The sequence below is a fragment of the Ureibacillus xyleni genome, assembly GCF_900217795.1.
Taxonomy (GTDB): Bacteria; Bacillota; Bacilli; order Bacillales_A; family Planococcaceae; genus Ureibacillus; species Ureibacillus xyleni.
This window is the reverse complement of record NZ_OBMQ01000003.1, coordinates 43983-55902: the sequence shown is the minus strand read 5'-3', so window position 1 is coordinate 55902 and position 11920 is coordinate 43983. Positions and strand designations below refer to the sequence as shown.

The 11920-nt window shown below is 36.5% G+C and carries 15 protein-coding genes and 1 other annotated feature (1 of these 16 running past the window's edge); of the genes, 14 read left to right on the top strand and 1 reads right to left on the bottom strand.

The features are described from left to right. Positions 1-19 (top strand) — a sequence feature (ribosomal protein L21 leader region) (it extends 64 nt beyond the left edge of the window). 14 nt (positions 20-33) lie between these two features. The 8 genes from rplU to CRO00_RS05820 all read left to right on the top strand — a co-directional run bounded on the left by rplU (position 34) and on the right by CRO00_RS05820 (position 4934). After that, complete coding sequence (gene rplU / locus CRO00_RS05855) at positions 34-342, top strand: 50S ribosomal protein L21 (protein ID WP_097072744.1); 309 nt, start codon at positions 34-36, stop codon at positions 340-342. Positions 343-359: 17 nt separating this feature from the next. After that, positions 360-716 (top strand): ribosomal-processing cysteine protease Prp, encoded by a 357-nt coding sequence (locus CRO00_RS05850; protein WP_097072743.1) that lies wholly within the window; start codon positions 360-362, stop codon positions 714-716. Beyond that, on the top strand, positions 713-1012 hold the full coding sequence (rpmA, locus tag CRO00_RS05845; protein ID WP_097072742.1) for a 50S ribosomal protein L27: 300 nt from the start codon (positions 713-715) through the stop codon (positions 1010-1012). Before CRO00_RS05850 ends, rpmA begins: the two co-directional genes overlap by 4 nt. 213 nt (positions 1013-1225) lie before the next feature. Then, positions 1226-1753, top strand: a complete 528-nt coding sequence (locus tag CRO00_RS05840; protein WP_097072741.1) for a Spo0B domain-containing protein — start codon at positions 1226-1228, stop codon at positions 1751-1753. Between the two features lie 10 nt (positions 1754-1763). Continuing rightward, on the top strand, positions 1764-3053 hold the full coding sequence (gene obgE, locus CRO00_RS05835; protein WP_097072970.1) for a GTPase ObgE: 1290 nt from the start codon (positions 1764-1766) through the stop codon (positions 3051-3053). Between the two features lie 31 nt (positions 3054-3084). Beyond that, a complete protein-coding gene (locus CRO00_RS05830; RefSeq protein ID WP_097072740.1) occupies positions 3085-3540 on the top strand; it encodes an ACT domain-containing protein in 456 nt (151 codons plus the stop codon). A 124-nt stretch (positions 3541-3664) separates the two neighbouring features. Next, complete coding sequence (pheA, locus tag CRO00_RS05825; RefSeq protein ID WP_097072739.1) at positions 3665-4537, top strand: prephenate dehydratase; 873 nt, start codon at positions 3665-3667, stop codon at positions 4535-4537. Between the two features lie 13 nt (positions 4538-4550). Beyond that, complete coding sequence (locus CRO00_RS05820; protein ID WP_097072738.1) at positions 4551-4934, top strand: thiol-disulfide oxidoreductase DCC family protein; 384 nt, start codon at positions 4551-4553, stop codon at positions 4932-4934. Positions 4935-5073: 139 nt separating this feature from the next. Here CRO00_RS05820 and CRO00_RS05815 read toward each other — a convergent pair whose 3' ends face one another. Next, the gene (locus CRO00_RS05815) at positions 5074-5604 is read right to left on the bottom strand and encodes a transcription repressor NadR (protein ID WP_097072737.1); all 531 of its coding nucleotides are present in this window, start codon (positions 5602-5604) and stop codon (positions 5074-5076) included. A gap of 137 nt (positions 5605-5741) precedes the next feature. On the opposite strand from CRO00_RS05815, the gene CRO00_RS20525 reads away from it, so the two are divergent. The 6 genes from CRO00_RS20525 to tgt all read left to right on the top strand — a co-directional run bounded on the left by CRO00_RS20525 (position 5742) and on the right by tgt (position 11905). Beyond that, positions 5742-7040, top strand: coding sequence for a LysM peptidoglycan-binding domain-containing protein (locus CRO00_RS20525; protein ID WP_419865862.1), 1299 nt, complete (start codon positions 5742-5744; stop codon positions 7038-7040). A gap of 1 nt (position 7041) precedes the next feature. After that, positions 7042-7893 carry a phosphotransferase gene (locus tag CRO00_RS05805; protein ID WP_097072736.1) on the top strand — a complete coding sequence of 284 codons (852 nt, stop codon included), beginning with the start codon at positions 7042-7044 and terminating at the stop codon, positions 7891-7893. A gap of 139 nt (positions 7894-8032) precedes the next feature. Then, entirely contained in the window at positions 8033-8653 is a 621-nt protein-coding gene (ruvA, locus tag CRO00_RS05800) for a Holliday junction branch migration protein RuvA (RefSeq protein ID WP_097072735.1), read from the top strand. Between the two features lie 12 nt (positions 8654-8665). Then, positions 8666-9670, top strand: coding sequence for a Holliday junction branch migration DNA helicase RuvB (ruvB, locus tag CRO00_RS05795; RefSeq protein ID WP_097072734.1), 1005 nt, complete (start codon positions 8666-8668; stop codon positions 9668-9670). A gap of 15 nt (positions 9671-9685) precedes the next feature. Beyond that, complete coding sequence (queA, locus tag CRO00_RS05790) at positions 9686-10723, top strand: tRNA preQ1(34) S-adenosylmethionine ribosyltransferase-isomerase QueA (protein WP_097072733.1); 1038 nt, start codon at positions 9686-9688, stop codon at positions 10721-10723. Between the two features lie 36 nt (positions 10724-10759). After that, positions 10760-11905 (top strand): tRNA guanosine(34) transglycosylase Tgt, encoded by a 1146-nt coding sequence (gene tgt / locus CRO00_RS05785; RefSeq protein WP_097072732.1) that lies wholly within the window; start codon positions 10760-10762, stop codon positions 11903-11905. Positions 11906-11920 lie beyond the last annotated feature (15 nt).

Here is an 11920-nt window from a genome sequence, read left to right as displayed (position 1 = left end):
GGCGAGTCTGAGTCTAAGAGGAGGTGCAGGTAAATGTACGCAATTATCGAAACTGGTGGAAAACAAATCAAAGTTGAAGCTGGACAAGAAATCTATGTTGAAAAACTAGGAGTTCAAGCTGACGAGGTAGTAACATTTGATAAAGTTTTATTCGTAGGTGGCGAAACAGTAAAAGTAGGTGCTCCTACTGTTGAAGGTGCTACTGTAACAGCGAAAGTTGTTAAAGAAGGTCGCGCTAAAAAAATCACTGTATTCAAATACAAAGCGAAGAAAAACTACCGTCGTAAACAAGGTCACCGTCAACCATACACTAAATTAGTTGTTGAATCAATCAACGCTTAATAATGGGGTGAACCGATATGATTACGGTTACGATTCATCACGATGAAAATAGACATGTATCTGCGTTTGAATTTTCAGGTCATGCTGAATACGATCAAACAGGGAAAGATTTAGTTTGTGCTGGTGCATCTACCATTGCTATAGGTACGGTAAATGCCATTTATGCACTTTTAAATATTGAACCGAAAATTGATCAAGCAACTGAAGGTGGAGGTTACTTACGAGTAGACTTTCCGACAGAATTAGATGCTGATATTGATGCAAAATTACAGCTTATTGTCCAAGTTATGACTGCTCAAGTTTACTCGATGGTTCAAAACTATGGACAATATATTCGAATCAACTACAATCAAGTAGGAGGTGGAACGAAATGAAATTGTTATTATCTTTAGACCTTCAATTTTTCGCTTCGAAAAAAGGGGTAGGTTCTACAAAAAACGGACGTGACTCTGAATCAAAACGTTTAGGTGCTAAACGTGCTGATGGTCAATTCGTAACTGGTGGTTCAATTCTTTACCGTCAACGCGGTACAAAAATTTACCCTGGTACAAACGTAGGCCGCGGTGGAGATGACACACTTTTCGCTAAAGTTGACGGCGTTGTTAAATTCGAACGTTTAGGCCGTGACAAGAAAAAAGTAAGTGTTTACCCAGTAGCTCAAGAAGCTTAATTTTATACAAATGTAAAAGGACTGCTAGCCAGCAGTCCTTTTTTATGATTTTATATCGTAATAAAATACACTTTAGATTGGAAATTTCTCATGGATAATTGAAATTTTCTCATAGTATTAATTCTTTATGGCGTTAGAGAGGAAAATATAAGAAAAACTGTTATACTAAGAGAGATAAAAGTAGTAGTTTTTTAGTTAGTTTGGAGGTTCAAAATGAAAATTCATACTCTCTCTAATAGTGAAGTAATAAGATTTGCTAATCATGATTTTATGAACCATCTACAATTGATCAAAATGTATTTAGAATTAGACAAGGTTGAAGACGCGAAAAAAGCGATTGAAAATATATCCGAAAGCTGTAAAACCTTATCGAATATAAATAAACTAAAATTACCAAAAACGGTAGAGTGGCTACAAACATTTCAATGGAGATTTCCTTCGATTGAATATACATTAAAAAGTCTTGTAGAACATCCTGTTAATATGAAAAAAGATGAGCAAATAGTAGAATACTTAGAAAAGACAGTTATTCATGTATATGACCATTTAGATCCATATACAGAACAACAACTATTAATTGAAATCGAATCCAATGAAAATGATTTCAAATTAATGTTTGATTTAAGAGGAAATTGGGAAGCCCAACTTTTTACACAGCAAGAACTACCGAATATGAAAGTTCAAACGTATGAACAAACGAATCAACATTGGAAATATGTATTGAGCTTGGAACAGGAGTGAAAGTATGAGTATGTTTGTCGATCACGTAAAGGTTTATGTGAAAGGCGGAGATGGTGGCGATGGAATGGTCGCTTTCCGCAGAGAAAAATATGTACCGAATGGTGGTCCCGCAGGTGGTGATGGAGGCCATGGAGGAAATGTTGTCTTCGAGGTAGAAGAAGGTTTAAGAACGTTAATGGATTTCCGTTATAAACGTCACTTTAAAGCTGAACGTGGTGAACACGGAATGAGTAAGGGAATGCACGGAAGAAATGCGGAAGATACAGTGATTAAAGTACCTCCTGGAACAGTTGTTATAAATGAAGAAACAAAAGCAGTTATTGCAGATTTAGTCGAACATGGACAAACAGCAATCATTGCTCGAGGCGGCCGAGGCGGTCGTGGTAATACACGTTTTGCAACACCTTCTAATCCTGCTCCAGAACTTGCAGAAAAAGGGGAGCCAGGACAAGAACTAAATGTTATATTAGAATTAAAAGTACTTGCCGACGTAGGTTTAGTAGGATACCCAAGTGTAGGGAAATCCACTTTGTTGTCAGTGGTATCAGCAGCAAAACCAAAGATTGGTGCTTATCACTTTACGACAATTGTTCCAAATTTAGGGATGGTTGAAACGGAAGACGGAAGAAGTTTTGCAATGGCAGATTTACCGGGGTTGATTGAAGGAGCTCACCAAGGTGTTGGTTTAGGTATGCAGTTCTTGCGCCATATCGAACGAACAAGAGTTATTGTACATGTCGTGGATATGTCCGGAATGGAAGGCCGTGACCCATATGAAGACTACGTTAAGATTAATGAAGAGCTAAAACAATATAATCTTCGTCTTACAGAGCGTCCACAAATCGTAGTGGCTAACAAAATGGATATGCCTGATGCAGAGGAAAACTTAGTTGAGTTTAAGGAAAAGGTTGGGGATACGGTAAAGGTCTTCCCAGTGTCAGCGATTTCACGCCAAGGGTTAAAGCCTGTGTTATTTGAAATAGCTGATTTATTAGAAGTTACACCACATTTCGAGTTGCATGAAGTGATTGAAGAAGAAAGTGATACAACTGTACTTTATAAGCACGAGAAAAAAGGAGAAGATTTCGAAATTACTCGTGATGACGATGGTGCTTATGTTTTATCTGGTTATAGCATTGAACGATTGTTCAAAATGACTGATTTTAGCCGTGAAGATGGAATTCGTCGTTTTGCACGACAACTACGTGCAATGGGAGTAGATGATGCATTACGCGAGCGTGGTGCAACGGATGGAGACATCGTGCGCTTAATGGAATTTGAATTTGAATTTATTGAATAGATATTGGTTTTAGGGATTTTGGGGGGAGAGTATGAAAAACGTTGCAAATCAACGGTATTATTTAGTTCGTGAAGATGTATTAACAGATGCTATGCAAAAAACTTTACAAGCAAAGCATCTATTGCAAAGTGGTGCTGTATCTTCTATATGGGATGCAGTAAAAGAAGTTGATTTATCACGGAGCGCATTTTATAAATATCGAGATGCCGTTTTTCCTTTCCACTCCATTGTGAGAGAAAGAATTTTAACGATTTTTATTCAGTTACAAGATGAAAAAGGTGCATTGGCAAAGCTATTAGAAATTATTACTGAGGCACATTGTAACGTTTTAACAATTCATCAAACAATACCAATTCAAGGTCGTGCAAACGTTACACTATCTCTAGATGTTACAAGCATGATTATGGAATTAGATCAGTTAATTCAATTGTTAAAAAAGTTAGAGTTTGTAGAATCAGCAGAAGTAATTAGTTCTGGCGCGTTATAAGAATGGACAGAGAGCAAAGTAATTTGCTCTTTTGTTTTACTAAATACCGAGTAAGCTTGTCTATATGATTGGACTCTTTTTATGTTAAAATTACTGAAAACTTAAAAAATTAGGGGGCTTATACGTGAAACAACAACAGTGGGAGAAACGAATTGCCTATTTAGGGCCGGAAGCTTCTTTTACCTATTTAGCAACAAAAGGTCTTTTTCCAAATGAATGGCTAATGCCTTATACTACTATACCTGATTGTATTGAAGCCGTTACGAATGAACGGGTTGATTTTGCAGTTGTTCCTGTAGAAAACGCTTTGGAAGGAACAGTTACGCTTACAATCGACTATTTATATCATGAAGCAGATTTATATGTTGTAGGTGAAGTGCTATCAAAAATCCAACAGCATCTTATGGTGAACAAAGCACAAGTAAACAATTGGCACAACATTGAAGGGGTTTATTCTCATTCCCATGCATTAGCTCAATGTCATAAATATTTATTTTACCGTTTTAGTTCGGTTCCATTAAATCAAACAACATCAACAGCAGCTGCAGCAAAGTATGTAGCTGAAAATCCGGATCAATGTATAGCTGCAATTGGAAATGCTTCTTCGGCTGAAAAATATGGTTTAGAAATTGTGGAGAGAAACATTCATGATTTTCATTTTAATCATACCCGTTTCTTTGTGTTATCAAAAAAGAATACTAGACTACCAATTGAGACATCAGAAGGTAAATCAAAAACGACATTTATGCTAACGCTACCAACGAACGTGTCAGGTGCCTTACATCAAGTACTTTCCGTTTTTGCTTGGCGACGGATTGATTTAAGTAAAATAGAATCGAGGCCATTAAAAACTGGTTTAGGTGAGTATTTCTTCATTATAGATGTTTTAGCAGATGAAAATGAGCCAATGGTAAAAGGGGCGGTAGAGGAACTTGGGGCACTTGGTTGTACAGTGAAGTCGCTCGGAACTTATTATACATATTTAACACCTGAGTGAGGAGAGGTCTTATATGAAGGTCATTCTGTTTGATGGTGAGTGTAGTTTCTGCAATCGTAGCGTTCAGTTTATTATAAAACGAGATAAGAAGAAACAATTTAAATTTGCTTCACTTCAAAGTGCTAGTGGAAGGGAAATTGTAGAAGATTATGGCATTCCAGAATCGATAGATAGTGTCGTACTAATAGAAAATAATCGAGCATTTACTAAATCATCTGCAGTGTTAAGAATTGCGTTAGGACTTGATCACTTTTGGAAAATATTTTCAGCCTTTTTACTCGTACCAGCACCTTTGCGTAATATCATTTACGATTTCATTGCAAAAAATCGTCACAAATTGTTAAAACAAAATCAATGTATAATTCCTTCAAAAGAAGATTTAGAACGTTTTATATAACAAAAAAATGTGAGCGGATTAGTACAAACAAAAACCTTTACAACGGGTGTTTGTACTTATGTAGAATCCGCCCACATAGTATATTGTATGCCCCAAATTTTTATTGCACTGCTAAGGGATTGTTCGTAAGTGAAAATTTTTATCCTTCCACTAAATATCCTTTATCTCGAAGCTTTTCTTCCACTATATCTAATTGTTTGATTGTTGGAGCCGAAATGACATGTAGATGAGTGCCATTTGTTAAAGCCGATAAATAATTTGCATTGGTTTCGCTTACTCGCTGAATAAAATTTTGAACATCATTTCGATTTGATAACATCATAGATGCAGTAATCTCGCCATACACAGGATGTTCTACAATAACAGACTTTAACGTTACACCACAATCTACAATGGTTAACATTTCATCTTCGGCTTGCTCCGCTGTATGTAAACAAACAATTTTACGTTCATAGTTTGTTGCCGTGTCTTCCTTATACATATAAAAATAACCTTGACTAGTGGCAATGATTGGTTCATTACGTGCTTTCAATAAATTCATATCATTGACAATTACTTGCCGAGATACATTTGAATGTTTTGCAAGATCTGTTCCTGTAATCGGTCTTCTCGCTTCTTTTAATAATGATAATAATTCATTACGACGTTCTTCACCTAATAATTTCTTCATATTCACACCTCTTTCAAAGTGAATTTCATGTATATCCATTACTCTCTAATTCATAGTTTATCACGAAGGAACTAAATCCTAGAATTTTTTTGTGTCCTTTTCATTTGCTTATCATATTATAAAACGAGAAAAGGAGGATGTTTGTGCGAATTCATATTGTACAAAAAGGTGAGACACTCTGGAGAATTGCTAAACAATATGGGATTGGTCTTGATGAATTAAAAGCTTTAAATGCACATTTAGCTAACCCCGATTATATTGTTCCTGGAATGGAAATTATTTTACCTGATTCTGCTACACCAACATCAACAAAAAATATGATGACAAAGGAACAGCGTACTGCACCGATGTCGACGAAGGAAATGCAAACAGCACCTAAGCCAATGCAAACAGCACCTAAGCCAATGCAAACAGCACCTAAAGAAATGGTAACACAAGAAATGCCACAAATGGAGCTTCCACCATCACCAAAAGAAAAAATGACACAAGAAATGCCAGCGCCAATGCCAGCACCTGTTCAACCAATGATGCCCGAACCAACACCAATGCCACAACCTGTAATGCCACAATTTGACATGACACCACAATTCCATTTGGATTTTGCGCCACAAATGCATTTCCAACAACCACAACCACAGCCAATGCCTATGCCGCAGCCACAACCAATCTATATTGAGATGCCTGATATTCATATGCAACATACACATATGCAACCCGTAATGGATAAGGAAAAGGAAATTGAGTATGTGCCAGTGCCACAGCCACAAATCATTTATGTACCTGTAATGCCGCATTTTTATCATCATCCATCACCATGTGGATGCCATGAGCAACAACATTATTATGAACAATCGCCATGCGGTTGCCACGAACAAAAACATTATCATCAACAATCGCCATGCGGATGTGGATGTCAAGAACAATACATGCCACATGAACAACCATATATGCAAGCACCTTCGCCATGTGGATGTCAAGGAAGTCCATCTGTAGAAATGATGCCTTATGGTGTACCTTATTTCGAACCGAATTATGATATTTCCCCTGTAATGGATGAGGACTACCCACACCAACAAGAGCATGATGGTTTACCGGATTGGTTAAAAGATTCTTCTGAAATGAAAATGGCTGATCATGTACAAGGAACATACGATGTAGAGAGTGCTGCCCTATATAATCAGCCGTGTGACGATTCAAATGTAGCTGATGATTATCATGAGATGTATGAACTTGATAGCGGCTTCTTGCCAAAATCTCAAGCTTATGATGGCCATTATGACAGTCCACATCATATGATGCCGCAAATGCCACACCATATGATGCCAATGCAGCAACAACAAATGTATAACATGATGCCTCAACAAATGTATCCTAACTGTCAAAGCTATCCATATATGAACCCTTATTCACCACATTACTCTCCTTGGAAATATTAAAATGCAAATAAAGAACAATATATGGAAGCATGAAACAACAAAAGGAACTTTATTTATAAAAAAATATGAAAATCATACGGTTTTTGAAAAAGTAAAACTAATTCACAGAAAATTAGAAGCAATCCAGTTTCCATATGTTATACCATTAAAAAAGAGTAATGAGCCAAATTTGTTCGTTCAAGTTTGGCAAAAAAATAGCTTGAGTGCAGACTTCTCTAATGAACATCAGCGAAAACAAGCGTTAACCATATTAAATGCATTACATGATACAAGTAATATGATTGATTGGAAAAATGATTATCGCATTCCGAGGCAACATCTATATCAAAAATGGAATGCACGTCTAGAACGCTTTATTTTAAGTGAAAAAGAACTTTTACCATATTTAAATGAAGGTTTTTATGATATCGTCCTTTACGCAAGCAGGGTTTTAAAACAAATGCGTAAGAAACGGCAAAAAGTGAGTGGGAAATTAACGTTACTTCATGGAGATGTTGTACATCATAACTTTTTAATTTGTGAAGATCACTCCATGAAATTGATAGATTTTGATTTAGCAGTTGTTGGTGATTCAGCAGAAGAAATGATTCTTTGGATGCACCGTGCATTACCAACAATGAATTATAATCTAAAACAATTGTTTACCGAACATCCATTTTTATATGACCTTTGTAAACAAAAGTTGTTTTACCTATTATATCCGAATGAATTATTAAGGGAATGGCTTTATGTTTTACAATTAGGCGACTATGAAAAAGAAGCTTTCTTAGACTATTTAATGCCTTTTACAGAAAAAGCGTTAAGTCATTGGCCTCAATTAGTTGTAGAAACTGAAAAATTACAATCAAAATAAAACTATGTTACTATTAATTTATAACACTCAAAGTGACCGTCTACATTCTAGGCGGTCTTTCTTTTGTTAAAAGGAATGTTTAGTACGAGGTCGGATTATCTTATGCTATAATTTTAAAAGTGAAATGTGAGGGAGATTAATGTACGATTATATTTTAGGCAAAATTACTAGAGTTACACCAGAATACGTAGTTTTGGAGCAACAAGGAATAGGTTGGCAAATTTTCACTCCTAATCCATTTGCTTTTCGAATAAAAGAAGAGATAAAACAAATTTTTGTACATATGCATGTTCGAGAAGACGCCCAATTAATTTTTGGTTTTAAGACATTAGAAGAACGTGAACTGTTCCGGAAATTAATTCAAGTTTCAGGTATTGGTCCTAAAGGCGCATTAGCAATTTTAGCAAGTGGGAATCCAAATCAAGTAATTTCTGCAATCGAATTGGAAGATGAAGCGTTTTTAGTGAAGTTTCCAGGTGTAGGTAAAAAAACAGCGCGTCAAATGATTCTGGATTTAAAAGGAAAATTAGGTTCTTTACTAGAGCAAGTTGAATTGCCAAGTGCAGAAGATGAACTGCCGTTATTTGGGGTAAATCCAAATAAACAGGAATTAGAGGAGTCTCTTCTTGCTTTAATGGCTTTAGGATATTCGGATAAAGAACTGTCAAAAATTAAGCCGCAACTAGAAGAAAATGAACAATTAACAACAACAGAAAGCTATATGAAACATGCACTTCAGTTATTGTTAAAAACGAAATAAGGAGGGAGAGAAATGACAGAGCGAATCATTTCAAGTGAAGCAAATGAATTTGATGAACAATTTGAACTTTCACTCCGACCATCAAAAATCTCGCAATATATTGGGCAGCAAAAGGTTAAGGATAATCTAACTATATTTATTGAAGCGGCCAAACTTCGTCAAGAAAGCCTTGACCATGTTTTGCTCTATGGGCCACCAGGGTTAGGAAAAACGACGTTAGCAGCAGTTATCGCAAATGAAATGGATGTTAATATACGCCTAACAAGTGGCCCTGCAATCGAAAGACCAGGGGATTTGGCAGCAATCGTCAGTTCTCTTCAGCCGGGAGATGTCCTGTTTATTGATGAAATTCACAGACTACCCCGCGCTATAGAAGAGGTGCTATATCCTGCGATGGAGGACTTTTGCCTTGATATTGTGGTAGGAAAAGGTCCTGAAGCTCGTTCCATTCGCCTTGATTTACCACCATTTACGCTTGTTGGTGCTACGACGCGAGCAGGGTCATTATCTGCACCGTTGAGAGACCGCTTTGGTGTATTACTGCGTCTCGAATATTATGATGAAAACTCTTTAGTAGAAATCGTTATACGTAGTAGTAAACTATTTGGTGTAGAAATTAACCATCTTGCAGCTAGGGAAATTGCGAAACGATCCCGTGGGACACCTCGTATTGCAAATCGGTTATTAAAGCGCGTACGAGATTATGCGCAAGTAATTGGAGATGGTTCAATTACATTACCTTTAGCAAGCCAAGCACTAGAACTTCTTCAAGTTGACCCTCAAGGACTTGACCATATTGATCATAAATTAATGATAAGTATGATTGAATCGTTTAGAGGGGGTCCGGTGGGGCTTGATACATTGGCTGCATCGATTGGCGAAGAACGGATTACGATTGAAGATGTATATGAGCCTTATTTATTACAAATTGGCTTTATTCAGCGTACACCAAGAGGCCGTGTAGCAACAAAAATAGCATACGAACATTTTGGTTATACTTATCCAGAACAAACATAAAAAAGGAAGAAAACGATGAAAGTAGAAGATTTTGATTTCCATTTACCAGAAGAATTAATTGCACAAACACCACTAGAAGATCGCACTTCAAGTCGGTTAATGATTGTTGATCGAAAAACTGGGGAAGTGGATCATAGTAACTTTAAACATATTGTAGATGAATTACACGGTGGAGATTGCCTTGTATTAAATGATACACGCGTAATGCCAGCACGTCTTATGGGTGTTAAAGAGGAAACAGGGGCCCATATTGAGTTGCTGTTATTAAAACAAGGTGAAGAAGATATATGGGAAACATTAGCGAAACCAGCAAAGCGAGTAAAAGTGGGTACGGTGATTTCGTTTGGGGAAGGTTTACTAAAAGCAACTTGTATTGGTGAACTTGATCATGGTGGAAGATTATTTAAATTTTCTTATGATGGAATTTTTTATGAAATTTTGGATAAATTAGGAGAAATGCCACTTCCACCATATATTCATGAAAAATTAGACGACCGCGAACGCTATCAAACGGTTTACTCAAAAGAAATTGGTTCTGCAGCTGCTCCTACAGCAGGGTTACATTTTACCAATGAAATTTTAGAGCAAATCAAACAAAAAGGTGTGGAAATTGTCTTTATTACACTACATGTTGGCCTAGGTACATTCCGCCCTGTTAGTGTGGATTCCATTGAAAACCATGATATGCATTCTGAATTTTATAGCGTATCAGACGTAGCAGCAGAAACGATTAATCGAACAAAGGCAAATGGTGGGAAAGTAATAGCAGTAGGAACAACATCAACGCGTACCCTTGAAACAATTGCACAGAAATACGATGGAGAAATACGTGCCGAACAAGGATGGACAAACATTTTTATTTATCCAGGGTTTGTTTACAAAGCAATTGACGGACTTATTACAAACTTCCATTTACCAAAATCAACATTAGTTATGTTAGTGAGTGCACTAACTTCTAGAGAAATTATTCTAAATGCGTATAATAAAGCAGTAGAGGAAAAATATAGATTCTTTAGTTTTGGTGATGCAATGTTTATTCGCCCAATTCGATAATTCAAAGGATTTTTTTCAGAGAGGATTTTATTTTTTATGACAAAACCAGCAGTAACTTATGAATTAATTAAAACATGTAAACAAACAGGTGCTAGACTTGGGATTGTCCATACACCCCATGGATCATTTGAAACGCCTGCATTTATGCCTGTTGGAACACAAGCAACAGTTAAAACGCTGTCACCAGAAGAGTTAAAAGAAATGAATGCAGGAATTATTTTATCGAACACATATCATTTATGGCTACGACCAGGAAACGATATTGTAAAAGAAGCTGGCGGTCTGCATAAATTTATGAACTGGGATCGTCCAATTTTAACTGATTCTGGTGGATTCCAGGTATTTTCCCTTAGTGAATTTCGTAAAATTGAAGAAGAAGGTGTTCACTTCCGAAATCATTTAAATGGAGACAAGCTTTTCTTAAGTCCAGAAAAAGCGATGGAAATTCAAAACGATTTAGGATCAGACATTATGATGGCCTTTGATGAATGTCCACCATACCCAGCAACATACGATTATATGTTAGCATCTGTTGATCGTACGACACGTTGGGCAAAGCGTTGTAAAGAAGCACATCAACGTCCAGAAGATCAAGCGTTATTTGGCATCGTTCAAGGTGGAGAATTTGAAGAGTTGCGTAAACGTTCAGCAGAGGCATTAGTTGAACTTGACTTCCCGGGATATGCGATTGGTGGTCTTTCTGTAGGAGAACCAAAAGATATTATGAACCGTATGCTAGAGTATACAACACCTTTATTACCTGCCAATAAGCCACGTTATTTAATGGGGGTAGGTTCACCAGACTCATTAATTGACGGTGCTATTCGTGGAGTCGATATGTTTGATTGCGTATTACCAACGCGTATTGCGCGGAATGGTACATTAATGACATCAGAAGGCCGTTTAGTTGTAAAAAATGCAAAATATGCTCGTGATTTTGGTCCAATTGATCCGAATTGTGATTGTTATACATGTAAAAATTATTCACGTGCTTATGTTCGTCATTTAATTCGAACTGAAGAAACATTCGGTATTCGTTTAACAACTTATCATAATTTACATTTCTTATTAAATTTAATGGAACAAGTGAGACAAGCAATCCGTGAAGATCGACTAGGTGACTTCCGAGAAGAATTCTTTGAAAAATATGGATTTAATAAACCAGATGCTAAGAATTTCTAAATTGAAAATATTGGT